This window comes from Stenotrophomonas maltophilia (genome assembly GCF_039555535.1).
In the GTDB taxonomy this organism is placed as follows: Bacteria; Pseudomonadota; Gammaproteobacteria; order Xanthomonadales; family Xanthomonadaceae; genus Stenotrophomonas; species Stenotrophomonas maltophilia_Q.
In genome coordinates, this window is sequence record NZ_CP154630.1 from 2,586,205 (window position 1) to 2,611,154 (window position 24,950).

The window sequence follows — 24,950 nt, forward strand, 5'->3', positions numbered from 1 at the left end:
CGGGGCGACGTGCACGCCGCCCCGCCGGATGACTTACTGCTTGGGGGTGATGCGGGTGATGCGATCACCCTTCGGATCTTCGGCGCCGCGCGACTTGTTCACCGCGAACACATTGCCCTTGCCATCGGCACGGACATGGTTCGGCAGCGTGCCGCCGTCGAGGTTGGCGACCACCTTGCCGTCGCCGTTCACCACGGTGACGGTACCGGCGCCGCGGTTGCTGACATAGGCCAGGCCGGAGGCATCATCGAAGGCGACGTTCAGCGCACCGGCGCCGACCGGGACATCGTGCAGCACCTTGCCGGCGGCCACATCGACGATCAGCAGGTTGTCGGTGCCCTGCGAAGCCACGTACAGGCGGTTGCGCGCCGCATCGAAGGCCACGCCCGAGGCGCTGATCGAATTACCCAGGTCGATGACCTTGTCGACCTTCCCGCTGGCCACATCAATCACCGCTGCTTCCGGCGTACCGATGCTGACGGTGAACAGCTTGCCGCTTCTCTCGTCCAGCACCAGGCTCATCGGGGTGAACTTGCCGTCATCGACGCCGGATTCCAGCGTCACCTGCGGCAGCTCCTTGAAGGTCCTGGCGTCGAACACCGACAGGTGGTCCTCACCCGTGGCCGAGGCGAACACCTTGCCGCGGGCGCCGTCGACCACCACGTCGCGCGCGTGCGGCACGGTGTCGACCGGGAACTGGTGGACCAGCGACAGGTCCTTCTGGCGATAGACCGCGATCGAGTTCTGGCGGGTATTGGTGACCCAGACATTGCCGTTGGTGTCATCCACGCCCACGCCATAGACCGCGTACACCGCACCGTTGGTGCTGCCTGGCACCTGCGCCGGGGTGATCGCCTTGGTCACCTTCAGGGTCTTCGGGTCCAGCTTCAGCAGCTGCGACTGGGTCACCGGCGGGCGGCCCACGGCCGAGGTGACGAACACGGCATTGCTGGCCGCGCTGTAGGCGGACTGGTACAGGCCCGGCACCAGCTTGTTGGACTGGGTGGCGAACTGCGCCTGGCCCGACAGCGGCAGCTGCGGCGACACACGCAGCTTCAGCAGCGTGGCCGCGGCCGGCTGGCTGGCGCGCACCACCACCGGGTGGGTACCAGGTACCGCATCGGCCGGAATGCTCAGCTGGGTCTTGAAGTTGCCATCGGCATCGACCACCACCGGCTGTGCGTTGAGCACGCTGTCGCCACGCAGCAGGCTGACCTTCTGGCCGGGCACGAAGCCACGACCGACCACTTCGGCGGTGCTTCCGGGAACCACGTTCTCACCGCGTGAGACGACCTCACCCTTGAAGGTGGCGTTGGCCGGCTGATCGAACACCGGTTGCGCGGTGGCAGTCACCGCCAGCAACAGGCCGGCGGCGAGAGAGGTGAGACGGAAAGACGGACGGAACGACATGGAAGGCTCCTTGCACACGTAGGCCGCGCCACATGGCGCGGGATTCATCGGTTGCCTGGGCCGCTGCACGCCGGCAGCCTCGCCTGGGTAGTGGGGACGCACGGCATTGCGTGCGAAGGGATTCATTCGGCGGCGTTGTCACCGCCCGGGGCGGCGCCGTCACCGGCACTGCGATCGGTCACGCCGTACAGCTCGTGCAGCGCCGCGTGGAACGAGGCCGGCAGCATCGGGCCGTGGCCCAGACCCTCGAACTCGCGGTACTGCACGCTCAGTCCCGGCACCCTGGCCAGCCGCTCGGACAACTGCATGGCTGCATCCGGCGTGGCACCGCCAATGCGGCGCAGGTGCGCGACCACGCGCGGGTTGTTCATGTCGCGCTTGCCGCGATCACCAACGCGCTCGGCACCGCCGAGCATCAGCCACAGCTTCGCCGGCTGGCCATGCACGTTCTGCACGAACTGCTGCTCTGGATCGCCCAGCGCAGCGCTGTGGCTCCACCACAGCGACGGGCTGGCGGCCAGATAGGACTGGAACGCGGCAGGACGGGTGTACAGCGCATTGAGCACGAACAGTCCCCCCAGCGAGTGGCCCCACAGCGCTTGCTGCTGCGCATCGATGCGTGCGCGGCGCTCGACTTCCGGCTTGATGCGGCGCTCGATCACATCGAGGAAGGCCGCTGCACCGCCGCCAACTGCCTGCGTGCTGCCGCTCTCGTCGTCGGCGCGGTCGATCCACGCGGTGTAGTCACGGGTGCGCGCCTTCGAATCGATGCGCAGATCGTTGTCGTAGCCGATGAGCACCAGCACCGGCGGCGCCTTGCGCGCGGCCAGCTCGGCCAGGATCGGCTGGTCCAGCACCATCGCCACGGCATTGCCATCCAGCGCGTACAGCACCGGCAGCGGCGCCTTGCCGGCCTTGGCAGGGATCGCCACATTCACCCGCCAGCGGCGTTGCTGGTCGGGGCTGTCCACCACGAACTGCTCGAAGCGATAGCTGGCCGCCGGCTCGTCGAGCACGGTGTGGCCGATCTTCTGCAGCGGATTGCGCTGCTGCGCATGGGCGTAGGGGGTGGCCAGGAGCAGACCCATCATCAAGGCGGCCAAGCCGCGGGCCAGCGGACCACGGCACGAAAGCGGGACGAAATGCTTCATCAGCGGCGGCAGGAGCGGCCCACGGCCGCCGGTTCACAAGGGACCGCAGTCTACCTTAAACGCGAATGATTATCACATCGATCAAACGTCACGCTATGTATCACGCGCGCGCACGGCCAGTTGCACAGGAGGCGGCACTTCCCCTATTTTGCCGGCCACCGGGGCATTGGATCGCCCCGCTTCCAGCGCAGCCATGGATGGCGGGCACTTCCCGCCATCCGGGTCGCGCTCATCTGCACACAAGCGCCATGGGATTGGATCCCATGATTGTGAGACCCCCTTGAAGCACACCGCACTGATCGCCCTTACCTTCGGCCTGCTTGCACCGTTGGCCGCCCACGCCGCGCAGGATCTGCCGTCGCTCTACCAGGCCTTTGAAGAGGCCGGCAATTCGACGTTGAGCATGGACCAACTCAACCAGACGGTGACGTTCACCGCCGTGGCGCTGGGCGTTTCCAGCAACCTGGCGGGCGAACCGCTGATCGAGGCCGGCGATGACCAGGGCAATGTCCTGGCCCGGCTGACCACCGACGACGAGCAGCAGGCGGCCAAGCTGGGCGCCCTGGAAGAAGGCGCAACGTTCACCGCCAGCTGCACGCTGCAGTTCAGCTCCGGCACGGACTACCTGTCCTTCGGCGATTGCACCGTCAAGTAAAAACGAAGCCGGCAAGATGCCGGCTTCTCTTCCTTGCCTCTGTAGAGTCGAGCCATGCTCGACTCGCACAGCGTCACGGCCCCGAAGGCACCGGACCATAGACATTCTCGTGCGGCGTGCCCGGCAGCAGCGAGAAGATCATGATCACGATTCCACCGCCCGGCACCAGCGCCAGCAGGAACAGCCAGCCCGACTGATTGCAGTCATGCAGGCGCCGTACGGTCACTGCGATCAGAGGAACGATCGTCGCCAGCCACATCACACACAGCAGTACCACCATGCCGATCAGGATGCCGGCCAGCGCATCGGGACTGTTGCGCAGCAGGATCGCCAGCACGCCGGCCAGCAGCATCACCGCCGTCGCCACCAGGAACAGGAACAGCTGGTACATCCAATATTCGCGGCGGTTGGCGCGGCCCTCGAACTGGGCATAGCGCTTCAACGGCAGAATCATTTCCTGCACGGCATCAATCCTTGAAAAAGTGGCCGCGCAGTGTGCCAAATGCACGCGCACAGAACAATGTGGCGACGAACCATGCTCGACTGCCATTGCCCTCTGTAGAGCCGAGCCATGCTCGGCTGCTGTTCCAGAAGGCACCCGTAACCGGCGCAGGAGCGAAGTCGAGCATGGCTCGACTCTACAGAAGCTGGGTCAGCGGCCCTTCGCGGCCCTTGCCGCCTCGCGCTCGGCGCGCAGCCGGTCCAGCTTTTCCTTCAGCTTGATTTCCAGGCCACGCGGCACCGGGTTGTAGTACACGCGCTCGCCCATCGCGTCCGGGAAACCGGTCTGGTCCAGCGCGATGCCCCCTTCGGCATCATGGTCGTACTGGTACTCAGCGCCGTAGCCGAGCTCTTTCATCAGTTTGGTCGGCGCGTTGCGCAGGTGCAGCGGCACCTCTTCGGTACCACTCTCGCGCACGTCGGCCTTGGCCTGGTTGAAGGCCGCGTAGCCAGCGTTCGACTTGGCGGTGCTGGCCAGATAGAGCACCAGCTGCGCGAACGCCAGCTCGCCCTCCGGGCTGCCCAGCCGCTCGTAGATGTCCCAGGCCTCCAGCGCCATGCTCTGCGCACGCGGATCAGCCAGGCCGATATCCTCGATGGCCATGCGGGTCAGCCGGCGCGCCAGATACGACGGATCGCAACCGCCATCGAGCATGCGGGTCAGCCAGTACAGCGCTGCATCGGGGTTGGAGCTGCGTACCGATTTGTGCAGCGCCGAGATCTGGTCGTAGAACTGCTCACCGCCCTTGTCGAAGCGACGGGTACGATCGGCCAACACCTGGGTCAGGGTCTGCGGCGTGATGCGCCCGCCCTCCCCGCCTGCCAGCTCGGCGGCGATTTCCAGCAACGTCAGCGCACGGCGCACATCACCGTCGGCAGCGGTGGCGATTTCCAGCAGCAGCTCGGGCGCGACCTCGATGCCCTCTTCGCCCAGTCCCCGCTCGCGGTCACCCAGTGCACGCTCCAGCGCCTCGACGATATCGGTTGGCGAGACCGCCTCCAGCACATGCACGCGGCAACGCGACAGCAGCGCCGAGTTCAGTTCGAACGATGGATTCTCAGTGGTGGCACCAACGAACAGGATGGTGCCGCGTTCAATGTGCGGCAGGAACGCATCCTGCTGCGCCTTGTTGAAGCGGTGCACCTCGTCTACGAACAGCACGGTGCGGCGGCCTTCGGCGAAGCGCTGCGCGGCCTCGGCCAGCACCTGGCGCACTTCCGGCAGACCGGACAGCACGGCGGAGATGGCACGGAATTCAGCGTCGGAGTACTCGGCCAGCAGCAGCGCCAGCGTGGTCTTGCCGCAGCCGGGCGGCCCCCACAGGATCATCGAATGCACGCGGCCGGATTCGACCGCGCGACGCAGCGCGCTGTCCGGCGCCAGCAGGCGCTTCTGCCCGACCATCTCGTCGAGGGTTCGCGGGCGCATGCGCTCGGCCAGCGGGCGCAGGTGATCCCGATCGACGCTCAGCAGATCGGGGCCGGGGAAGGAAGTTGAACGATGTCTTGCCACCTGCCCATTGTACCGTGAGAGCGTGCCAACCAAGGTTGGCACCCACCAGGGCGGTGCTGGTCGACACCCACCAAGGCGGTGCCGGTTGGCACCCCCAGAGCAGGTAGCGCCGGGCCAGGCCCGGCGTCACCCATCAATTGCCGATGACGTCGGTGCCCTTCGGCGGGGTGAAACTGAAGGTGCCGGCGGCGAAGCCCGGGTTGCGCTTCCAGCCACTGAAGCTGATCACGGTACGCTGGCCCACGGCGTCGGTGATCTCCATCTTCGCCAGGCCCTGGGCGTTGAAGCCCAGCGCGGCGTACTGGAAGCTGGCCTCGGTTTCGCGCTTCGGCGACAGCGACAGCCACTGCAGGCCATCACGCTGTGCGGCCTCTTCGCTGACGTCGTACTGCTGTTCCAGCAGCGCCGGGTTGATCAGCGCGGTCAGCGGGCTGTTCTGCTCTTCCTTGCCCTGCTCGCGCACGGTGGCCTGCTCCAGGTCCGGCTCGTACATCCAGACCTTCTTGCCGTCGGCCACGATCAGCTGCTCGTGCGGGCGCACGTACTCCCAACGGAACAGGCGCGGCGCCGACAGCGCCACACGGCCACTGGTCGATTCCTTCACCTTGCCGCGGCTGTCGAACACCTGCTGGTTGAACTGCCCATCCAGGCCCTTCAGGCCACTGGTGAAGGTCTTCAGGTCATCGCGGGCGCCGGCCCAGGCGCTGCCGGCGGCGGCGCAGGCCACGGCCAGGGTGGTGGTGGCAAGGAAACGGCGGAAGCGGAAGTTCATGCGGAAATCCTGTGGGCGCGGGCGCCAGGAAAGGTGGTTGCCAGTGTGGCCGGGTAAAGATGAATGGGCGATCAGGGCGACATTATGCCGCCCCTAACGTCCATCGGCGATTCAGCCGCCCGAGCCGGGCAGCTTGCCGTACAGCACCTGGCCACGGAAGCCGCGCCGCACTTCGCGATACAGCGCGCGGAACGCCGGATAGTCCTGCGGCTGGCACAACGCCTCCGGCCCGCGCACCGCGTTCTGCTGCAGGCGATGATGCACGGTGACCTCCTGGCCTTCGCGGCTCCAGTCCACCCGATACTCGCCGGCCGCGTTGGCGAAGCGCTGGCTGGCCGGAATGGCGATGATCGGTGCATTGGCCGGGAACTGCAGGCGGTAGGTTTCCTCGCGCAGGCTGGCATTGCAGTAGAACGGCGTCTCGTTGGCGGGCGCCGAGGCGGTGGCGTACAGGCCGCGCACCGACTCCCCACCTGGCGGATCCGGCACCGCCATGCCACCGGCCACGCTGAAGTCGGCGTAGTCCTCGGCCTGGAACGCCATGCGATAGCCGAACGGCCGGGTCAGGTCGACCGGCACGCCCTGGATCTGCAGCTGTCCTCGCCCGTCGAAACCGGACGCGGCCATGATCTGCTCTTCAGCGCGCGCACGGTTCTGTGCGTTGAGCTGGGAGAACTGGGCGCGCATGCCGATCTCGGCGTTCTCGCCAAGCTTCGGAATGGTCTCGCCGCGCAGGTTGCCGTTGGCGTCGAAGGTGAAACGCACGTCCATCGAGGTGGCATTGCGTTCCGGCGTATTGGCCGGGGTGCGCGCCAGCGTGGCATCGCGCGTGCGCATCACCGGCGCACCGAGGTCACCTTCCGGCAGCTGGCCGAAACGCGCCCACGCGGTGGTCGAATCCAGGTACAGATCGAACTCGGGAATGTAGGTGATGGCGTGGTTGAAGCGGCCCAGCACCGGGATCTTCGGCAGCGTCGGTCCACCACCGGCACCGATCAGCACCGGCGAACTGGCGATGCCCTTGGCCGCCAGCAGCGCCTCCAGGATCGTGACGTGATCCTTGCAGTCACCGTAGTGGTTGTCGAGGATGCTCTGCGCACTGTTCGGCTCCAGGCCGCCATTGCCCAGGTACACCGCCACATAGCGGATGTTCTGCGCAACCCAGCGGTACAGCGCGTCCGCCTGCTCGCGGCGGTCGCTGATACCAGCGGTGATCTCATCAGCCAGCGCCTGCAGCGCCGGGGTCACCTCGGCCGCCGGGCCCGCCTTGAGCTGGTAGGCGCGACCCATCTGCGACCAGTCACGATAGGTACTGGCCATGATGTTCGGGCCGAACTCCCAGCCCGCCGCCGACCAGTTCTGTGCCGGCATGGCTTCGCGACGCTGGTAGCGCCAGCGCCACTGCGCCTGGCCGTTCTTCACCGTCGGGCGATCACTGCCCTGCACGCCACGGCTGTCGACGAACATGGGCAGGTTGGCCGGCGCACTCAGGGTGACCTCGGCGTCCTCGTACTCGGTAAACACATTGAACGTCTCCCACAGGCCGAAGTAGCCCGGGAAGTACGGCGTGGCCTGCGTGCGGCGCACCTGGTAGTACAGGCGCGTGCCCGGGGCCAGGTTGGGGAACACGATCACCCGCACCTTGCGATCGGCGTACATCGCCGCCGAAGCGCTGGAGTAGCTCTCCTGGGTGTAGATGCGATCGGCCGGCACGTCGCGGCGCTGGCCGTCGGCGGTGATGGTGTAGGCGCCGAGCACTTCCAGCGTTTCCATCTTCTCGCTGTAGCTCAGCCGCACCTGGCTGAACTGCTCGACGGAGGCCTTGGTCTTGAGCAGCACTTCGTAGGTTTCGGTCTGCACATTGCCCGCATCGGGCCGCACCTGGTAGTCGGCGCGGTAACGGACAATGCTGAAATTATTGCTGGCTTCGGTATCGCCGCGGGTGGAAGGCGGCGCCGTGGCGGGCGCGGAGGTGGCGGTGTCTGCCAGTGCCGGGCCGGCAGCCAGGAAGGCTGCCAGCGCCAGCGCCAGCGCGCTTGGTACGGGGTGAAGCATGCGTCGGTTCCTTGGACGTCGTGGGGGATACGTCGGTTCTTACTTCGGCGGCGGCGGTGCCAGCACCGTGCGGTCGCCGTTGTGCTCGGGCGGGCTGACCACCCCGGCCGCTTCCATGGCCTCGATCAGTCGCGCTGCACGGTTGTAGCCGATCTTCAGCCGGCGCTGCACGCCGGAAATCGAGGCACGGCGGGTCTCGGTCACCACCCGCAGTGCTTCGTCATACAACGGGTCGGACTCGTCGCCGGACGAACTGTTCTCCGGCAGCCCGGTGGCGCCGACGACCACGCCGTCGCCCATTGTCTGCACTTCGTCCAGCACGCCGTCGACATAGTCGGCCGGACCCATCGCCTTGAGGTGCTCGACCACGCGATGCACTTCATCGTCGGACACGAACGCACCATGCACGCGCTCGGGCAGCGCGGTGCCCGGCGGCAGGTACAGCATGTCGCCGTGGCCGAGCAGGGTTTCCGCGCCGGACTGGTCGAGGATGGTGCGCGAGTCGATCTTGGAGCTGACCTGGAAGGCGATGCGGGTCGGGATGTTGGCCTTGATCAGGCCGGTGATCACGTCCACCGACGGGCGCTGCGTGGCCAGGATCAGGTGGATGCCGGCCGCACGCGCCTTCTGTGCCAGTCGCGCGATCAGCTCTTCCACCTTCTTGCCGACGATCATCATCATGTCGGCGAATTCGTCGATGAAGATGACGATGAACGGCAGCGTTTCCAGCGGGCGCGGCGCCTCGCCCAGCTCGGGGTTCGGCTTGAACAGTGGGTCCATCAACGGCTGGCCGGCATCCTGGGCTTCCTTCACCTTCTTGTTGAAGCCGGCCAGGTTGCGCACGCCCACCGCGCTCATCAGCTTGTAGCGGCGCTCCATCTCGGCCACGCACCAGCGCAGGCCGTTGGCGGCCTCCTTCATGTCGGTGACCACCGGCGCCAGCAGGTGCGGAATGCCCTGGTAGACGCTCAGTTCGAGCATCTTCGGGTCGATCATCAGCATCCGCAGGTCTTTCGGCGAGGCCTTGAACAGCAGGCTCAGCACCATCGCGTTGACCGCCACCGACTTGCCCGAACCGGTGGTACCGGCCACCAGCAGGTGCGGCATGCGCGCCAGGTCGGCCACGGTCGAGCGGCCGGCAATGTCCTTGCCCAGCGCCAGGGTCAGCACGCTGGCCGACTTGTCGTATTCCTTGGAACGCAGCAGCTCGGACAGGTAGATCATCTCGCGGGTGACGTTCGGGATTTCCAGGCCGATCACCGACTTGCCCGGAATCACGTCCACCACGCGCACCGACTTCACCGACAGGCCACGCGCGATGTCCTTGTCCAGCGAACTGATCTGGCTGACCTTGATGCCCGGCGCGGGCTCGATCTCGAAGCGGGTGATGACCGGGCCGGGGTTGGCGCCGACCACCTGGGCGTCGATGCGGAAGTCCTTCAGCTTGAACTCGATCTGTCGCGACAGCGCGTCCAGGGTTTCCTTGTCGTAGCCCACCGGCTGCGGCTTGGGGTCGTCCAGCAGGGCCAGCGGCGGCAGGTCCGAACCATCGCCGTTGACGCCACGGAACATCGGAATCTGCGTATCGCGCTTGGCCCGGTCACTCTTCTCGATCACCGGTTCCGGGCGCGGCTCGATCTTCACCGGCTCGCGCTTGGCGCGCACCTCGGCGTCGGCCTTGCGCACTTCCTGGCGCTCCTCGCGCATCACCCGGGTCTGCTGCCACTCGGTGACTTCTTCCTTCTTGCGCGCCAGCAGCGGCGCCAGCGACATCACGCCGCGGCCGATCTTCTCCATCACCGTGAACCAGGACAGCCCGGTGGCCAGGGTGATCGAGGCCAGCAGCAGCACCAGCACGAACAGGTTCGCACCCAGCGCGCCGAAGCCCACCGTGAGCGAATTGCCGACCAGCTTGCCGAGGATGCCGCCGGCACTGGAGACATCGCCACTGAACAGGCGCACATGCAGGAAGCCGGTGCCGGCAATCAGGAAACCGACCAGGCCGACCAGGCGCAGCGCCGGGTCCAGGTCGTTCTCGCCCTTGCTCTCGCGCTTGAGGCCGAACATGGCGATCCACGCCAGTGCGCCGAGCACCACCGGCAGCAGGAAGGCGATGTAGCCGAACAGCTGCAGCAGCACGTCGGCGATCCAGGCCCCGGCGCGGCCGCCGAGGTTGTGAACCGGTGCGACCACGCTGCCGGTGTGCGACCAGCCCGGGTCGGTTGCTGAATAGGTGAACAGACTGGCCGCCAGATACAGCAGCGCTGGCGCGATGGCGATAAGGCCAAGGTCGCGCCAGAGGCGTTGGCGGCGTGGATTGTCGGTCGTCACCGCCGCGGCCGTGCGACGTGACGCCTTGCTGTCGTCGGACTTGGAGCGTTCGGGGACCTGCTTCGCCACCTTAGACCATACCTTTGGAATGCGCTGTTAGTGATTGATAATAAATGAGACGGCGTCAGTTTTCAGTTATGCGACATCTGACAGGGTCTGCGGAGGGCCGGAACCACCGCGGGATGACGGCGTTCTGTTCATCGGCTTGAATCGCCCTGCCCCAGCCGCCACTCTATGACCAGCCACGGATGCTGCGCAAATATCGCCAGCGCCTTGTCCCATCTACCTTTTCGCGAGTCTACATGAGCACCAGCCTGCCCTCCCGCCACCAGCGCCTCGTCATCCTCGGTTCCGGCCCGGCCGGTTGGACCGCCGCCGTCTACGCCGCCCGCGCCAACCTGAAGCCGGTTGTCATCACCGGCCTGCAGCAGGGCGGCCAGCTGATGACCACCACCGAGGTGGACAACTGGCCAGGTGACGCCCACGGCCTGATGGGCCCGGACCTGATGGCGCGCATGCAGGCCCATGCCGAGCGCTTCGAGACCGAGGTCATCTTCGACCACATCCACACCGCCGACGTGTCCCAGCGCCCGTTCAAGCTGATCGGCGACAGCCACGAGTACACCTGCGATGCGCTGATCATCGCCACCGGCGCCACCGCCAAGTACCTGGGCATTCCGACCGAAGACGAGTTCAAGGGCCGCGGCGTGTCCGCCTGCGCCACCTGTGACGGCTTCTTCTACCGCGACCAGGACGTGGTCGTGGTCGGCGGCGGCAACACCGCCGTGGAAGAGGCCCTGTACCTGTCCAACATCGCCCGCAAGGTCTACCTGGTCCACCGCCGCGACACCCTGAAGGCGGAAAAGATCATGCAGGACAAGCTGTTCAAGAAGGTGGCCGAAGGCAAGATCGAGACCGTCTGGCACCACCAGGTGGAGGAAGTGCTGGGTAACGACGCCGGCGTGACCGGGGTGCGCGTGAAGTCCACGCTGGACGGCAGCACCCGCGACATCGATGCCCACGGCTTCTTCGTGGCCATCGGCCACCACCCGAACACCACCCTGTTCGATGGCCAGCTGGCGATGAACAACGGCTACCTGGAAATCCGCTCGGGCCTGGGCGGCAACGCCACCCAGACCTCGGTGGAAGGCGTGTTCGCCGCCGGCGACGTGGCCGACCAGCACTACCGCCAGGCGATCACCTCGGCCGGCTTCGGCTGCATGGCTGCCTTGGACGCCGAGCGCTACCTGGACGCCCAGGGCAAGGCCAGCTGAGAGGCTGACCCGCTCCTGTAGGGTCGAGCCACGCCCGACTCCGGATGATAGGCCGACGCCAGTGCGTCGGCCTTTCTGTTTCATCTGCCCTATCCTTCCCCCATGTCTTCCCCCCGCTTCCTCGACTCCCTGCAGTCCATTGCCGCGACCGACTGGGATGCCCTGCACGACGGCCGCAACCCCTTCGTCAGCCACGCCTTCCTCTCGGGCCTGGAACAGCATGGCTGCCTGCGCGAGGACTGGGGCTGGCAGCCCCGGCACTTCACACTGTGGGAAGGCGGGACGCTGGTCGGCGCCATTCCCGGCTACCTGAAAACCAATTCGCACGGCGAATTCGTGTTCGACCATGCCTGGGCCAACGCGTATGCCCGTCATGGCCGCGACTACTATCCGAAGTGGCTGGGCGCGGTGCCGTACTCGCCGGTCACCGGCCCGCGGTTGCTGGCCCGTCACCATTCAGGGCGCGCCACGGTGCTGTCGGCATTGCGCGAGGCGCTGCCAACGCTGGACGTGTCCTCGGCCCATATCAACTTCCACACCGCAGTGGACGAGGCGCTTTTCGGCGATGACTGGCTGCTGCGCGAAGACGTGCAGTTCCAGTGGCAGAACCCCGGTGACTGGACGACATTCGACCAGTTCCTCGGTGCGATGAACCACAAGCACCGCAAGAACATCCGCCAGGAACGCGCCAAGGTCACCCGCCAGGGCATCACCTTCCGCGTGGTGCATGGCGACGAGGCCAGCCGCGCCGACCTGCAGGCGATGTACCGCTTCTATCTGCAGACGTTCCTCGAGTACGGCAACGCCCCGGCGCTGACCGAGGCCTTCCTGCGCCATCTGGCCATTTCATTGGGCCGCGGGCTGGTGCTGTTCCTGGCCGAACAGGACGGCGAGCCGATTGCCGGCGCGCTGTGCCTGCGCGGTGGCGACACCCTGTACGGCCGCTATTGGGGCGGCGCCACCCTGCCCGGCCTGCACTTCGAAGCCTGCTACTACCAGGGCATCGAATACTGCCTGCGCGAAGGGTTGATCCGTTTCGAGCCGGGCGCGCAGGGCGAGCACAAGCTGGCGCGGGGCTTCCTGCCGACGCTGGTACGCAGCCGGCACTGGGTGGCTGATGCGGACTTTGCAGAAGCACTTCAGGACTGGTGCCGGCAGGAGCGTCGCGATGTGCGTCGCTACCAGCAGGAGTTGCAGGGGCATGGGCCGTTCCGCGTAGAGCCGTAGAGTCGAGCTTGCTCGACTTGGGCACAGCCAAAAGCGTGCCAACCAAGGGTGGCACCCACCAGAGCAATAGCGAGAGCCGCACGCATTCGTAGAGTCGCGAGCGATGGCGAGGACGCTGTACTCAGGTGCACTGCCAGAAGTGCCCGCTCACCCGGCACTTCGCACACCAGAACGTGTAGAGCATGCCGCCACTGCCCCATAGCAGCGCGCCTCCACCGGTGGTCGGCAGCGTCGAGTCCAGCTGCATCACGAAGTGCATTTCCTCGCCGCAATCGATGCACGCCGGATACCAGGCACTCTGCACCCAGCTCGGTGCGCCGCCCACGCGCGACAGGTTCTGCCGATGATTGGACTGTCCCCAGTCCTGCTGCCGCCAGCGCGAGGTATCCATGGCGGCCAGGCCGACCTCGGCCTGCATCAGGTCACCGCTGTCGGTCGGCGTCGCCGGCACCTCCAGACGCTGGCTGGGGTGGCAGCTGGGCAGGCCGCTGGCATCGTGGCGATAGAAACGCACGGGCGGATCTTCCCAGCCGCAGCAGTCCAGGCACAGGCCCAGCGTGATCTCACCCGCCGCGCCTGGCTGCAGCGCGGCAGCGTCGGTTCGCAACAGGCGCTGCAGCGGCGCATCGCAGCTGCCACACAGCGCCTCCAGCGGTCCTCCCATGTGCCCAGCATGATGCACCCGTCCCCCATTCCAGGTCGGGTGCAGGCGCCAGATGCGCTTGCGCCAGCTCGGTTCGTCCGCCTGCTGCGCGCGATGCTGCTCGCGGCCGAAGCGGATGTGCAGCGGCCGCTCCCCATGCAGGCGCCGCGGCTGCGGTCCGTCGGCGACGCCGGCCCAGTGCGCCCAGACCTCGGCATCCAGCCGCCCCCAGTCGACCACGTAGCCGCGGGCAACGGCGTAGGTCTCTGGCTGGTCGGCCAACAGCAACGCCCTGGCCCTCGCCATTTCGCGATCATCGTCGGCTTCGGCCAGGACCTGCGCCCAGTGTGCGGCAATGGCAGGGGGCAAGCCCTGCCACACCTGTGAGGCCAGCTGCAGCTCATCTTCAATGGCCACCGCCAGCAACGCCTCCCAGTCATCCTGCAGCACCTGCGGCGCCTGGTAGCTGGCGAACTCCAGCACGCTGGCCAGCAGTTCACCGCGCTCGCCGTCACGATAGCGGCGCCAGGCGTCTGCACAGACCGGCTCGACAGCTTCATCGGGCAGCAGGTCCAACGCCATGTCGAGAAAGGCTGAAGCCGGTGAGCGACGCGCCAGCGCAACCCGGATCAGTTCGCCGAGCTGATCCGGCGCCTCGCCGGCCAGCGACAGCAGCATGTTCTGGCTGTCGTTGCGGGTGCGCGGGGTGTCGTGCACATCGAGGATGGCACTGATCGACTCACTCATGCGGGGCTCCTTGCCGATGGAGACTGATGGTGCCAGACATCGCCGATCACCACGACGAATACAATGCCGGCATGACCCGCCAGCTGCCCTGGCGCCTGGCCGATACGCCGGACGCCCCCTTTCCTCCGGCCGAGACCGCGCTGCGCCAGCCTGATGGCCTGCTCGCCATCGGTGGTGACCTGCACCCTGTGCGCCTGCTCAATGCCTACGCTGGCGGCATCTTCCCATGGTTCAGCGAGGGCGAGCCGATCCTGTGGTGGTCACCGGACCCGCGCGTGGTGTTCCGCACCGAGGGCGTGCATCTGTCCAGCCGGTTCCGCCGCCAGCTGCGTAGCAGTACGTGGGAGGTCACCGCCGACACCGCTTTCAGCCGCGTGATGCGTGCCTGCGCGGCGGCACCACGGCCCGGCCAGGATGGCACCTGGATCAGCCCGGCGATGGTCGAGGCCTACAGCCAGCTGCACGACCTGGGCTTCGCCCATTCGTTCGAAGTCTGGGACCGGCAGACCCTGGTCGGTGGCATCTACGGGGTGGCAATCGGGTCGATGTTCTTTGGCGAGAGCATGTTCAGTGGCGCCAGCGGCGGCTCCAAGATCGCCCTGGCCGCCCTGGCCTCCACTCTGCATGGTTGGGGCTGGGAACTGATCGATGCCCAGGTGGAGAATCCGCACCTGCTGCGGATGGGTGCCGAGCACCTTCCGCGCGCGGAATTCCTGCAGCACGTGCGCCGGGCCGTGCGCGGTGACGGCCGGGAAGGCCCATGGACCCAGGCGGTCGGGCGCTTGCCAGCACGGGGTTTGGCCGGGGGTTAACACAAACTTTGCAAGCTGGCGCCGTCACGCGTAAAATACTGCGCCTTAGGCCCAGCGTGGCCGTTTTCTGAACCGCACAGGACTACATGTCGAAAGACGATTCCATCGAGTTCGAGGGCACCGTCAGCGAGACGCTGCCGAACACCACTTTCCGCGTTCGCCTGGAAAATGGGCACGAAATCATCGCCCATATCTCCGGCCGCATGCGCAAGAACTACATCCGCATCCTCACCGGTGACCGGGTCAAGGTTGAAATGACCCCGTACGACCTGACCAAGGGCCGTATCACCTACCGCATGAAGTAAGCGGTCGGCGCCTGGCGCCATTTCGACAAGGCCAGCCCTGGTTGCTGGCCTTTTGTCATGTCCGCAATCCGGCCCTGCCGGAGGTCACAGTGACCGAGCTCACCGTGGCGTCGGTCAGCCCTGCTTGCGGCAGATTCGCGCTTGCAGCCGCCGCGGCATCGTGGGATCCGATCCAGTCCGGATCGCCACCCCCCGCCCGATCATGAACGCCCTGCTCCCGCACGTCCTGCTGCCGGCAGTTCTGCTGGTCAGCCTGCCCCTGGCGGCATTCGCCGCTGAACCCACAAAGCCCTCCAATGCATCCGAGTGCATCGCTCTCGGCGCCAATCGCGATATCCGCCCTTCCAGCACGGAACGCGAGGTGCTGCTGCGCGACGGTGACAGCCACTATCGGGTGCATCTGCAGAAGCGCTGCCTGGGCGCTGCCGCCTCGGCCAGCTACGTCTTCTTCACCCCCAGTACCCCTGAACGGATCTGCGGTGACGCCCGCAGTACGCTGAAGACAGACAGCAACCACTGCACTGTGACCCGGATCGAGCCGATCGACGCGGCAACCTTCAGGCGGCTGGCACAGCAGGGGCGGTGAGTTTTGGTACATGCAACAAGGGCGGCCGAAGCCGCCCTTGTCGCTGCCCACATCGGGCACCGGCCCGACGTGGAATTACTCCACCGTCACCGGCAACAGGCGCTCCGGCTCGGCCTGGGTTTCGACCACCAGCTCGTCGTCGCGCACGTCGATGCTGACCTTGCCACCGTTCACCAGCTTGCCGAACAGCAGTTCGTCGGCCAGCGGGCGCTTGACCTTGTCCTGGATGACCCGGGCCATGGGCCGGGCACCCATCAGCGGGTCGAAACCGTGGTGGGCCAGCCAATCGCGCGCAGTCGGGGTGGCCGACAGGCTGACGTGCTTCTCCTGCAGGCGCATCTCCAGCTCGATCAGGAACTTGTCCACCACGCGCAGGATGTGCTCGAAGCCCAGCGCCTGGAACTGCACCACCGCGTCAAGTCGGTTGCGGAATTCCGGAGTGAAGCTGCGGCGGATGGTCTCCATCGCGTCGGTGGCATGGTCCTGCTTGGTGAAGCCGATCGAGCGCCGCGAGGCCTGCGCCGCGCCGGCATTGGTGGTCATCACCAGCACCACGTTCTTGAAGTTGGCCTCACGACCGTTGGTATCGGTCAGCACGCCGCGGTCCATCACCTGCAACAGGATGTTGAAGATGTCCGGGTGCGCCTTCTCGATCTCGTCCAGCAGCAGCACGCAGTGCGGCGTCTTGACGATCTTCTCGGTCAGCAGGCCGCCCTGGTCGAAGCCGACGTAGCCCGGAGGGGCACCGATCAGGCGACTGATCGAATGCGGCTCCATGTACTCGGACATGTCGAAGCGGACCAGCTCGATGCCCAGCTGCAGCGCCAGCTGCTTGGTCACTTCGGTCTTGCCCACACCGGTCGGGCCGGCGAACAGGAAGTTGCCGATCGGCTTTTCCGGGTTGCCCAGGCCCGAACGGGCCAGCTTGATCGCCGAGGACAGCGTCTCGATGGCCGGGTCCTGGCCGAAGATCACCATCTTCAGGTTGCGCTCCAGGTGCTGCAGCACATCCTTGTCGGTGGCACTGACCTGCTTGGCAGGGATGCGCGCCATCTTGGCCACGATCGCCTCGACCTCCTCGACGTCGATCAGCTCCTTGCGCTGCCCCTCGGGCAGCAGGCGCTGGCGGGCACCGGCCTCGTCGATCACGTCGATGGCCTTGTCCGGCAGCAGGCGGTCGCCGATGTGCTTCACGGACAGGTCCACTGCGGCCTGCAGGGCCTCGTCGGAGTAGGTCACACCGTGATGCAGCTCGTACTTGGACTTCAGGCCCTGCAGGATCTCGTAGGTCTCGCCCACCGTCGGCTCGACGATGTCGATCTTCTGGAAGCGGCGGGCCAGTGCCCGGTCCTTCTCGAAGATGCCGCGGTATTCCTGGAAGGTGGTCGAGCCGATGCAGCGCAGCTCGCCCGACGCCAGCGCCGGCTTGATCAGGTTGGACGCATCCATGGTGCCGCCCGACGCCGAACCGGCACCGATGATGGTGTGGATCTCGTCGATGAACAGCACCGCGTTGGGCACCTTCTTCAGTGCCGTCAGCACGCTCTTCAGGCGCTTCTCGAAGTCACCACGGTACTTGGTACCGGCTACCAGTGCGCCCAGGTCGAGCGAGTAGATCACCGCGTCGGCCAGCACGTCGGGCACCGAGCCTTCGATGATGCGACGGGCCAGGCCTTCGGCGATGGCCGTCTTGCCCACGCCGGCCTCACCCACGTACAGCGGGTTGTTCTTGCGACGGCGGCACAGGACCTGGATGGTGCGCTCGATCTCGTCGGCACGGCCGACCAGCGGGTCGATGCGACCTGCCCGCGCCTGGTCGTTGAGGTTGCTGGCGAACTCGGTCAGGGCATCTCCCTTGGGCTCGCCCTCCCCGCCTTCCATGCGGCTCTCGCCCTCCGAGGACGAAGACGGCTGCTCGCCCTCCTCGCCCAGCTTGGCGATGCCATGGGAAAGGTAATTGACCACATCCAGCCGGGTCACATCCTGCTGGTTGAGGTAATAGACGGCATGGGAGTCCTTTTCGCCGAAGATGGCGACCAGCACGTTAGCGCCGGTGACCTCCTTCTTGCCCGAGGACTGCACGTGGTACACGGCCCGCTGCAGCACGCGCTGGAAGCCCAGCGTCGGCTGGGTATCGCGGCCGTCATCCTCGGCCAGGCGGGACACGGAGGCCTCGATGGCCTGCTCCAGCTCCTGGCGCAGGCGTTCGGCGTCGGCACCACAGGCCTTCAGCACGGCCTGGGCGGACGGGTTGTCGAGCAGTGCCAACAGCAGGTGTTCGACCGTCATGAACTCATGCCGGGCCTCACGGGCGCGCTTGTAGCACTGGCCGATGGTGTGTTCGAGGTCTTTGCTGAACATGGATTACTCCGGCGGCAGATGGGGACAATATGCGGCCTGACTACGCGTTTTCCATCACCCTAGCGGATTGCTGCGTTCAGATGGCGTTAGCAGTACACATCGCTTGATCTTCATTCACTCCAGGACAGCCCGCCCAGCATGAGCGAACCCTACCTGAGCCTCTGGCGATTGCGGCGTGATGGCGAGGCCATCGAAACGCCGCGCGCCCACCTCTGGCCGGTGCTGACCGCCGCCGGCGAACCGGCGATGCTGAAGGTCAGCGACGAACCCGAGGAACAGAACGCCCATCGGCTGCTGCGCTGGTGGGCTGGCGACGGCGCTGCCCAACTGCTGGCCCACGAGGGGCCGGCAATCCTGATCGAGCGTGCCGGTGGCGACTCGCTGCGGCAACGTTCGATCCAGGGCGACGACGACGCCTGCACGACGATCCTGTGCGAGGTCCTGCAGCGGCTGCACCGGCCACGGAGCGCAACGCCAGCGGAACTGGTCTGCCTGCGTACATGGTTCGCCGACCTGCTGCAGCCAAGGGCTGCGCTGCCGCCACTGCTGGAACAGTGCAGATCACTGGCGGAGGGGCTGCTGCAGGACGAACGGGAGATCAGGCCACTGCATGGCGACCTGCACCACGACAACGTGCTGGATTTCGGCGCGCGCGGCTGGCTGGCGATCGACCCGAAGCGACTGCTGGGCGACCGGGCCTTCGACTACACCACGCTGTTCAGCAACCCGGACCTGTGCGGTCCCGGCATCCATGTCGCGACGCGATCGGAGCGCTTTGCCGCCCGGCTGCAACAGGTCAGTGCGCTGGCTGGGCTGGAACGCACGCGCCTGCTGCGCTGGATCGCAGCCAGCACGGGATTGTCGGCGGTCTGGTTCCGGGATGACGGCGACCCCGCCGACATCGATGAGACGGTGGCGCAAATGGCGTTGGAGGCACTCGCGGAAGCGTGACCCAGCTGTAGAGCCGAGCCTGCGCTCGGCTGCTTCTGGCTGAAATCTGGCTGAAATCTGGATGCCTGGGCGAACAGCAGCCGAGCGCGGGCTCGGCTCTACAGGCTCCTGCCCTGGTAGGTGCCCACCTTGGTGGGCACGATGCGTCAGGCGTCGGAACGCCTTGACGATCGGTGTACCCGGACGAGAACCGGCAGCCGGTCAGGCCTTTTCCATCGTGCACAGCAACGGATGCTGGTTCATCCGCGAGTACTCGTTGACCTGGGCAACCTTGGTCTCGGCCACCTCGCGGGTGAACACACCGCACACGCCGCGGCCGCGGGTATGGACGTGCAGCATCACCTGCGTGGCCTTGTCCAGGTCCATGCTGAAGAACTGCTGCAGGACGTCCACCACGAAATCCATCGGGGTGTAGTCGTCGTTGAGCAGCATCACCTGGTAGAACGGCGGCGGCGCCACTTCCGGGTGCGCGGCCTCTACGGCGACGCCGTGCTCGTGCTGGGAATCGGGGGAAGACTCATGGGGCATCGGGTCATTATAGAGGCTCGGGCGAGCCTGCGTCGGCCCGCCGCAGATTGGACGGCACGCACGCCCGCCGTCACAATTGCACCCTCTCTCAGTAATGTTTCACAGGATCTTCATGAAAAGGACGCTTCTCTCCACCCTGCTGATCGCCCTGGCTGCATCCGGCTCCGCCGCTGCCGCAGACGCCGACAAGGCCGTGGCCCGCCACCTGGACAAGCTGGGCTACACCTATGAAGTCGACGAGGACGGCGACTACCGCATGGTCTTCGACGTCGAGGGTGACCGCACCCAGATGGTCTACGTACGCTCGGCGGTGGAAGATTTCGGCACCCACAACATCCGCGAGATCTGGTCGCCGGCTTACAGCGCCAAGACCAAGCAGTTCCCGGTGGCCGTGGCCAACCGCCTGCTGGAAGATTCGCAGGACGCCAAGATGGGCGGCTGGGTAAAGCAGGACACCACCGCCATGTTCGTGGTGAAGATCGACGCCGATGCCACGGCCGACCAGCTCAGCGACGCCATCGATGCGGCCATCCGCACCGCCGACGCCATGGAGCTGGAACTGACCAAGAAGGACGAGTTCTGAGTTGAACGCCACGCCGGACCCGCGCTGGGCACCGCACGCCACCGTCGCCACCGTGGTGGTCGACGGCGGCCGCGTGCTGCTGGTTGAAGAGACCATTGACGGCCGGCAGGTGCTCAACCAGCCGGCCGGCCACCTCGAGCCCGGCGAAAGCCTGGCCGAGGCAGCCCTGCGCGAGACCCGCGAGGAAACCGGCTGGACGGTGCAGCTGACCCATTTCATCGGCTGCTACCAGTGGACTGCCGGCGACGGCACGACCTTCCTGCGCTTCTGCTATGCGGCGCGCCCGGTCTCGCACGACCCGGCGCAGCCGCTGGACACCGGCATCGACCGCGCGCTGTGGCTGACCCCGGCAGAACTGCAGGCCGCAGGCGAGCGCCAGCGCAGCCCGCTGGTATGGCAGGTAGTAGCGGATTACCTGGGTGGCCAGCGCCACCCGCTTTCGCTGGTCCGGGAGGTTGCATGAGCACTCCGCGCGTGATGGTGGGCGTCTCTGGTGGTGTCGACTCTTCGGTCGCCGCCTGGCGCCTTGTACATCAGGGTGAGGCCGTGGCCGGCCTGTTCATGCAGAACTGGGCCGACGATGGCAGCGGCGACTGCCGCGCCGAGGACGACCGCCGCGATGCGGTGGCGGTATGCGGCCTGCTCGGCATTCCCTTCCACTTCCGAGATTTCTCCAGCGAGTACTGGCAGGGCGTGTTCGAACACTTCCTGGCCGAGTACGCGGCCGGCCGTACGCCGAACCCGGACGTGCTGTGCAACCGCGAAGTGAAGTTCAAGCACTTCCTGGATGCCGCCCGCGAGCTGGGCGCCGAGCGCATCGCCACCGGCCACTATGCACGGGTGACCCAGCGCGGCCACCAGTGGCTGCTGCTGCGTGGTGCCGACCGTTCCAAGGACCAGAGCTACTTCCTGCACCAGCTGGGCCAGGAGCAGCTGGCGGCCACCCTGTTCCCGATCGGCGACCTGGAAAAGAGCGACCTGCGCCGGATCGCGCGCGACGTTGGCCTGCCGACCCACGCCAAGAAGGATTCCACCGGCATCTGCTTCATCGGTGAGCGCGATTTCCGCGAGTTCCTTGGACGCTATTTGCCGGCCAAGCCGGGCCAGATCCTCGACCCGGCCGACGGCAGCGTCATCGCCGAACATCCGGGCGTGTTCTATTTCACCCTTGGCCAGCGCGAAGGTCTGAACATCGGCGGCGTGCGCGGCCGCCCGGCCGCACCGTGGTACGTGGTCGGCAAGGATGTGGCCAGCAACGTGCTGTACGTGGACCAGGACCGCGACAGCAAGTGGATGCTGTCCGATCGCCTGCGCTCGGAGACCGCACACTGGATTGCCGGCGCCCCTCCGGCCCGCCGTTTTGAGTGCACGGCACAGACCCGCTACCGCCAGCCCGATGAGCCGTGTACGGTCGAGGTGCTGGACGACGGCAGCGTGCTGGTCACCTTCGCGCGCCCGCAACGCGCCGTTACCCCCGGTCAATCGCTGGTGCTGTATGACGGTGAAGTGTGCCTGGGTGGCGCGGTGATCGCCGCCACCGATGCGCCGCTGGAGCAGCGCCTGCGCACCACCCCTTCCCCTTTTGAGGTAATCGCTGCATGAGTTTCACTGTCGACGACCGCGTCCTGGCCTTGGCCGGCATTGCCCAGGCCCTGCAGCAGGTACGCCGCATCGCCGATACCGGCCATTCCGACGCCGCCGCCGTGCGCACCGCCGTGGACAGCGTGTTCCGTGTCGATGCGTCCTCGCCGCAGGAGGTGTTCGGTGACCGTCATGCACTGAAGGCCGGGTTGCGCCTGCTGCACAACTACTTCCGCAGCCAGGGCCAGGACCCGATCCTGCCCAAGCTGGCCCTGTCGGTGCTGCAGCTGGAGCGCCGCTTCGTGCAGGACGGCGCCACCGTGAACAAGGTCGCCTCGGGCATCGAGCGCGCCCAGCGCCAGGCCACCGAACTGGGCGACAGCGGCCACCCGGACGTGCTGGCCAACCTGGGCGGCCTGTATGCCGACACCATCAGCCACCTGAAGCCGCGGGTGATGGTGCAGGGCAACCCGCATTACCTGGGCCAGGCCGGCGTGGTCGCCGAGATCCGCGCCCTGCTGCTGGCGGCGGTGCGCTCGGCGGTGCTGTGGCGCCAGCTGGGCGGCAGCTACTGGGACTTCCTGTTCAGCCGCAGGGCGATGATCGAGGCCGTGGACCGCCTGCTGGCCTGAGGGTGTGGGGTCGGATCCCTTTCCGGCACGGAAAGGGCTCTGACCCTGAAGCCGCCAGAGCGCCGGAAAACCGGCGCATTCAGAATGCACTTCGAGGCACATCGACGTTAAAGAGAAAGGGGGTACGGCCGATACATCCTCCGTGCACCTCCCGAGAACGTCCATGTACTCACGCATTTTCATCCGTCTGGCCGCCCCCCTGGCTCTGACCCTGCTGCTCCCCATCGCCATCGGTTTCGAATGGCCGGCCGCCCTGCGCTGGGCGATCCTGACCACGATGACGCTGAGCTGGCTCGGCTTTGCGTGGTGGACCACCCGCGCCCAGGCGCACCGTTCCCCGGAACATGCCCGTGTCCTGCGTGAGCAGGACCAGCTGCTGACCGAACTGCGCAACTTCGTCGGCAACGAGATCGACGGTTCGCGCGGCGAAGTGGAACGCGCCCGTGACCTGATCCGCCAGGCCGTCTCCAGCCTCGGTGGCAGCTTCGATGCGATGAACCGCAAGTCGCGCCAGCAGAGCCAGGCCCTGTCGCGCATCGTCGACCGCGCTGGTGATGAAGGCAATGCCGGCCTCGACGTTGCCCGTTTCGCCCAGCACGCCAGCCACCGCATGGAACAGCTGGTGGAAGCGCTGGAACAGGTCAGCGGCCAGAGCAGCACCACCGTGCAGCACATCGACCAGATGGCGCAGCACCTGGATGGCATCTTCGCGCTGCTGGAAGACGTCAAGTCGATCGCCGACCAGACCAACCTGCTGGCGCTGAATGCTGCCATTGAAGCGGCGCGTGCCGGTGAAGCCGGTCGTGGCTTCGCGGTGGTCGCCGACGAAGTGCGCAACCTGTCCGAGCGCTCGACCACGTTCAACGAGCAGATCCGCAAGCTGGCGCACAGCTCCAAGGACGCCATCGCCAAGGTGCGCGAGACGGTCTCGCACATGGCGTCGCGTGACATGGATCGCTCCCGCGAAGCGCGCCTGGAAGCCGCGGCGATGCTCGACAACGTCGCGCAGATCAATGCTTCGCTGGGCGACGGGATGCGCGAAGTCTCCGAGTGCGCCCGTTCGATCGATGGCAGCGTGGCCGAAGCCGTGCGCGCCCTGCAGTTCGAAGACATCGCCACCCAGGCCCTGGGCGGCGTGCACACCCACCTGGACCGCCTGACCGCGATCAACCGTGAAGCGGTGGCCCTGCAGGAGCTGCTGCACCGCAATGGCGGCGTGTTCGACGAAGAGATCGCCACCGCCCTGCAGCGCACCGGCAGCCGCCTGCGCGAACTGCGCAGCGAGTGGGAACGCCCGCCGCACAAGCCGGTTGCCCAGCAGAGCATGGGCGCCGGCACCGTCGAGCTGTTCTGATCCTGATGTCCGCTGCCGTTGCCGGCAGCCCGCAAGGCCCCGGTCATCCCGGGGCCTTTGCCTGTACCCTGCCGTTGGATGCATCCTGTACGCGCACCATGACCCTGATCCGTGCCCTGCCCTCCCTCACCGACACCGAGCGCCCGCGCAACGCGAGCGTGCGTGAGCAGCTGCAACAGCTGGAAGAGGTCGCCCGCGAAGAGATCCGCGAACTGCAGCAGCTGGCCGATGCACGTCCGGCGCCGTCCCGCGCGGACGAGGAACTGCTGGGGCTGGCGTGGGACCTGGGGCTGGATGGCGAAGCCCTGAGGTAGATCCACGCCATGCGTGGATGGCGTCCGGGAACACGCGCTGCCACATCATCCACGCATGGCGTGGATCTACCAGATGGGCTGAATCTCTGTGGCATGATGCGCGGGTCCCGCTCATGGAAGACCGATGGCCATCGCCCTGATCGCATTGATGCTGTTGGAGCTGCTGCTTCTGTTGTTCTGGGCACCGTTCTTCTTCCGAACCGGCATCGTCCTGTTCAACCAGCGCATCGCCGCCTCTCCGGCTGAACTGACCCAACTGTCACTGATCGGGCTGGAGCACGACCTTCCTACCGACAAGTGGCTGAGCTTTGTGTTCCGTGTACTGCCCGACCGCAGCGTGGCGTTCCGTGAGAGCTTCGCACCGGGCTATGGCGGCCGCTATTTTCCGTTGATGCACGGCCAGCTGTTGGTCGACAAGCGACGCCGCGAAGTGCGTGTGGTCGGGCGATGCAGCTGGTTCGCGCTGGCCCTGACCGTGCTGGTGCTGCCCATCATTCTGGTGCGCCCGGTGGCATGGCCGATGCTGGGCATGCTGCTGGTGTTCTATATGGGGTATCGCATCCAGCTGCGGCGCTATGCCGAGGTTGTCGAGGCAGTGCGGGCGCGGGTGCGGTCGGAGTTCCCGCAGCGATTCGTTGACCCAAGGCGGTAGATCCACGCCATG

24 protein-coding genes are annotated in these 24,950 nt (G+C 66.6%); 14 read left to right on the plus strand and 10 right to left on the minus strand.

The window, feature by feature from the left end:
• Window positions 1-33 precede the first annotated feature (33 nt).
• Entirely contained in the window at window positions 34-1,410 is a 1,377-nt protein-coding gene (locus tag AASM09_RS11950; RefSeq protein WP_049432199.1) for a YncE family protein, read from the minus strand.
• Window positions 1,411-1,532: 122 nt separating this feature from the next.
• Window positions 1,533-2,561, minus strand: a complete 1,029-nt coding sequence (locus AASM09_RS11955; protein WP_049432203.1) for an alpha/beta hydrolase — start codon at window positions 2,559-2,561, stop codon at window positions 1,533-1,535.
• Between the two features lie 280 nt (window positions 2,562-2,841).
• On the opposite strand from AASM09_RS11955, the gene AASM09_RS11960 reads away from it, so the two are divergent.
• Window positions 2,842-3,216, plus strand: coding sequence for a hypothetical protein (locus AASM09_RS11960; RefSeq protein ID WP_049432205.1), 375 nt, complete (start codon window positions 2,842-2,844; stop codon window positions 3,214-3,216).
• Window positions 3,217-3,289: 73 nt separating this feature from the next.
• Here AASM09_RS11960 and AASM09_RS11965 read toward each other — a convergent pair whose 3' ends face one another.
• From AASM09_RS11965 to AASM09_RS11985, 5 genes are all read right to left on the minus strand, one after another.
• Window positions 3,290-3,679 (minus strand): DUF805 domain-containing protein, encoded by a 390-nt coding sequence (locus AASM09_RS11965; protein ID WP_049432207.1) that lies wholly within the window; start codon window positions 3,677-3,679, stop codon window positions 3,290-3,292.
• Between the two features lie 189 nt (window positions 3,680-3,868).
• The gene (locus AASM09_RS11970; protein WP_227199431.1) at window positions 3,869-5,146 is read right to left on the minus strand and encodes a replication-associated recombination protein A; all 1,278 of its coding nucleotides are present in this window, start codon (window positions 5,144-5,146) and stop codon (window positions 3,869-3,871) included.
• A 217-nt stretch (window positions 5,147-5,363) separates the two neighbouring features.
• On the minus strand, window positions 5,364-6,002 hold the full coding sequence (gene lolA, locus AASM09_RS11975; RefSeq protein ID WP_049432212.1) for an outer membrane lipoprotein chaperone LolA: 639 nt from the start codon (window positions 6,000-6,002) through the stop codon (window positions 5,364-5,366).
• Between the two features lie 111 nt (window positions 6,003-6,113).
• Window positions 6,114-8,057 (minus strand): DUF3857 domain-containing protein, encoded by a 1,944-nt coding sequence (locus AASM09_RS11980; RefSeq protein ID WP_049432215.1) that lies wholly within the window; start codon window positions 8,055-8,057, stop codon window positions 6,114-6,116.
• A gap of 39 nt (window positions 8,058-8,096) precedes the next feature.
• A complete protein-coding gene (locus tag AASM09_RS11985; protein ID WP_100443517.1) occupies window positions 8,097-10,457 on the minus strand; it encodes a DNA translocase FtsK in 2,361 nt (786 codons plus the stop codon).
• 233 nt (window positions 10,458-10,690) lie between these two features.
• Between AASM09_RS11985 and trxB the strand changes: the two genes are divergently transcribed.
• Window positions 10,691-11,662 carry a thioredoxin-disulfide reductase gene (trxB, locus tag AASM09_RS11990; protein ID WP_014037154.1) on the plus strand — a complete coding sequence of 324 codons (972 nt, stop codon included), beginning with the start codon at window positions 10,691-10,693 and terminating at the stop codon, window positions 11,660-11,662.
• 102 nt (window positions 11,663-11,764) lie between these two features.
• Window positions 11,765-12,889 (plus strand): GNAT family N-acetyltransferase, encoded by a 1,125-nt coding sequence (locus tag AASM09_RS11995; protein WP_049432217.1) that lies wholly within the window; start codon window positions 11,765-11,767, stop codon window positions 12,887-12,889.
• 121 nt (window positions 12,890-13,010) lie between these two features.
• Here the strand turns inward: AASM09_RS11995 and AASM09_RS12000 are convergent, their stop codons facing one another.
• On the minus strand, window positions 13,011-14,279 hold the full coding sequence (locus tag AASM09_RS12000; protein WP_049432220.1) for a hypothetical protein: 1,269 nt from the start codon (window positions 14,277-14,279) through the stop codon (window positions 13,011-13,013).
• Between the two features lie 71 nt (window positions 14,280-14,350).
• On the opposite strand from AASM09_RS12000, the gene aat reads away from it, so the two are divergent.
• The 3 genes from aat to AASM09_RS12015 all read left to right on the plus strand — a co-directional run bounded on the left by aat (window position 14,351) and on the right by AASM09_RS12015 (window position 15,982).
• Window positions 14,351-15,091, plus strand: coding sequence for a leucyl/phenylalanyl-tRNA--protein transferase (aat, locus tag AASM09_RS12005; RefSeq protein ID WP_049432237.1), 741 nt, complete (start codon window positions 14,351-14,353; stop codon window positions 15,089-15,091).
• 86 nt (window positions 15,092-15,177) lie between these two features.
• Entirely contained in the window at window positions 15,178-15,396 is a 219-nt protein-coding gene (gene infA, locus AASM09_RS12010; RefSeq protein WP_005409596.1) for a translation initiation factor IF-1, read from the plus strand.
• Window positions 15,397-15,598: 202 nt separating this feature from the next.
• On the plus strand, window positions 15,599-15,982 hold the full coding sequence (locus tag AASM09_RS12015; protein ID WP_049432224.1) for a hypothetical protein: 384 nt from the start codon (window positions 15,599-15,601) through the stop codon (window positions 15,980-15,982).
• Window positions 15,983-16,057: 75 nt separating this feature from the next.
• On the opposite strand, the gene clpA is transcribed toward AASM09_RS12015, so the two are convergent.
• Complete coding sequence (clpA, locus tag AASM09_RS12020; RefSeq protein WP_049432227.1) at window positions 16,058-18,343, minus strand: ATP-dependent Clp protease ATP-binding subunit ClpA; 2,286 nt, start codon at window positions 18,341-18,343, stop codon at window positions 16,058-16,060.
• A 138-nt stretch (window positions 18,344-18,481) separates the two neighbouring features.
• On the opposite strand from clpA, the gene AASM09_RS12025 reads away from it, so the two are divergent.
• Window positions 18,482-19,294: an APH(6) family putative aminoglycoside O-phosphotransferase gene (locus AASM09_RS12025; RefSeq protein ID WP_049432229.1), complete on the plus strand. Its 813-nt coding sequence runs from the start codon at window positions 18,482-18,484 to the stop codon at window positions 19,292-19,294.
• A 201-nt stretch (window positions 19,295-19,495) separates the two neighbouring features.
• Here AASM09_RS12025 and clpS read toward each other — a convergent pair whose 3' ends face one another.
• Complete coding sequence (gene clpS / locus AASM09_RS12030) at window positions 19,496-19,822, minus strand: ATP-dependent Clp protease adapter ClpS (RefSeq protein WP_049432234.1); 327 nt, start codon at window positions 19,820-19,822, stop codon at window positions 19,496-19,498.
• 112 nt (window positions 19,823-19,934) lie between these two features.
• Between clpS and AASM09_RS12035 the strand changes: the two genes are divergently transcribed.
• The 7 genes from AASM09_RS12035 to AASM09_RS12065 all read left to right on the plus strand — a co-directional run bounded on the left by AASM09_RS12035 (window position 19,935) and on the right by AASM09_RS12065 (window position 24,938).
• A complete protein-coding gene (locus AASM09_RS12035; RefSeq protein ID WP_049427058.1) occupies window positions 19,935-20,405 on the plus strand; it encodes a hypothetical protein in 471 nt (156 codons plus the stop codon).
• A gap of 1 nt (window position 20,406) precedes the next feature.
• On the plus strand, window positions 20,407-20,868 hold the full coding sequence (locus AASM09_RS12040) for an NUDIX hydrolase (RefSeq protein ID WP_049427056.1): 462 nt from the start codon (window positions 20,407-20,409) through the stop codon (window positions 20,866-20,868).
• Window positions 20,865-22,007: a tRNA 2-thiouridine(34) synthase MnmA gene (gene mnmA / locus AASM09_RS12045; protein WP_049427054.1), complete on the plus strand. Its 1,143-nt coding sequence runs from the start codon at window positions 20,865-20,867 to the stop codon at window positions 22,005-22,007. Before AASM09_RS12040 ends, mnmA begins: the two co-directional genes overlap by 4 nt.
• Window positions 22,004-22,618 (plus strand): high frequency lysogenization protein HflD, encoded by a 615-nt coding sequence (gene hflD, locus AASM09_RS12050; protein ID WP_049427052.1) that lies wholly within the window; start codon window positions 22,004-22,006, stop codon window positions 22,616-22,618. The genes mnmA and hflD overlap by 4 nt, the downstream gene beginning before the upstream one ends.
• Window positions 22,619-22,781: 163 nt before the next feature.
• The gene (locus AASM09_RS12055) at window positions 22,782-23,972 is read left to right on the plus strand and encodes a methyl-accepting chemotaxis protein (RefSeq protein ID WP_049427835.1); all 1,191 of its coding nucleotides are present in this window, start codon (window positions 22,782-22,784) and stop codon (window positions 23,970-23,972) included.
• Window positions 23,973-24,070: 98 nt separating this feature from the next.
• Window positions 24,071-24,286, plus strand: coding sequence for a hypothetical protein (locus AASM09_RS12060; protein WP_049427834.1), 216 nt, complete (start codon window positions 24,071-24,073; stop codon window positions 24,284-24,286).
• 124 nt (window positions 24,287-24,410) lie between these two features.
• Window positions 24,411-24,938 carry a hypothetical protein gene (locus AASM09_RS12065; RefSeq protein WP_049427832.1) on the plus strand — a complete coding sequence of 176 codons (528 nt, stop codon included), beginning with the start codon at window positions 24,411-24,413 and terminating at the stop codon, window positions 24,936-24,938.
• Window positions 24,939-24,950 lie beyond the last annotated feature (12 nt).

Bases quoted from the DNA above. Each gene is read 5' to 3' on its own strand.
- AASM09_RS11950 (WP_049432199.1), bottom strand. From the start codon at position 1,410: ATGTCGTTCCGTCCGTCTTTCCGTCTCACCTCTCTCGCCGCCGGCCTG.
- AASM09_RS11955 (WP_049432203.1), bottom strand. From the start codon at position 2,561: ATGAAGCATTTCGTCCCGCTTTCGTGCCGTGGTCCGCTGGCCCGCGGC.
- AASM09_RS11970 (WP_227199431.1), bottom strand. From the start codon at position 5,146: ATGCGCCCGCGAACCCTCGACGAGATGGTCGGGCAGAAGCGCCTGCTG.
- lolA (WP_049432212.1), bottom strand. From the start codon at position 6,002: ATGAACTTCCGCTTCCGCCGTTTCCTTGCCACCACCACCCTGGCCGTG.
- AASM09_RS11980 (WP_049432215.1), bottom strand. From the start codon at position 8,057: ATGCTTCACCCCGTACCAAGCGCGCTGGCGCTGGCGCTGGCAGCCTTC.
- trxB (WP_014037154.1), top strand. From the start codon at position 10,691: ATGAGCACCAGCCTGCCCTCCCGCCACCAGCGCCTCGTCATCCTCGGT.
- AASM09_RS11995 (WP_049432217.1), top strand. From the start codon at position 11,765: ATGTCTTCCCCCCGCTTCCTCGACTCCCTGCAGTCCATTGCCGCGACC.
- AASM09_RS12000 (WP_049432220.1), bottom strand. From the start codon at position 14,279: ATGAGTGAGTCGATCAGTGCCATCCTCGATGTGCACGACACCCCGCGC.
- aat (WP_049432237.1), top strand. From the start codon at position 14,351: ATGACCCGCCAGCTGCCCTGGCGCCTGGCCGATACGCCGGACGCCCCC.
- infA (WP_005409596.1), top strand. From the start codon at position 15,178: ATGTCGAAAGACGATTCCATCGAGTTCGAGGGCACCGTCAGCGAGACG.
- AASM09_RS12015 (WP_049432224.1), top strand. From the start codon at position 15,599: ATGAACGCCCTGCTCCCGCACGTCCTGCTGCCGGCAGTTCTGCTGGTC.
- clpA (WP_049432227.1), bottom strand. From the start codon at position 18,343: ATGTTCAGCAAAGACCTCGAACACACCATCGGCCAGTGCTACAAGCGC.
- AASM09_RS12025 (WP_049432229.1), top strand. From the start codon at position 18,482: ATGAGCGAACCCTACCTGAGCCTCTGGCGATTGCGGCGTGATGGCGAG.
- clpS (WP_049432234.1), bottom strand. From the start codon at position 19,822: ATGCCCCATGAGTCTTCCCCCGATTCCCAGCACGAGCACGGCGTCGCC.
- AASM09_RS12035 (WP_049427058.1), top strand. From the start codon at position 19,935: ATGAAAAGGACGCTTCTCTCCACCCTGCTGATCGCCCTGGCTGCATCC.
- mnmA (WP_049427054.1), top strand. From the start codon at position 20,865: ATGAGCACTCCGCGCGTGATGGTGGGCGTCTCTGGTGGTGTCGACTCT.
- hflD (WP_049427052.1), top strand. From the start codon at position 22,004: ATGAGTTTCACTGTCGACGACCGCGTCCTGGCCTTGGCCGGCATTGCC.
- AASM09_RS12055 (WP_049427835.1), top strand. From the start codon at position 22,782: ATGTACTCACGCATTTTCATCCGTCTGGCCGCCCCCCTGGCTCTGACC.
- AASM09_RS12060 (WP_049427834.1), top strand. From the start codon at position 24,071: ATGACCCTGATCCGTGCCCTGCCCTCCCTCACCGACACCGAGCGCCCG.
- AASM09_RS12065 (WP_049427832.1), top strand. From the start codon at position 24,411: ATGGCCATCGCCCTGATCGCATTGATGCTGTTGGAGCTGCTGCTTCTG.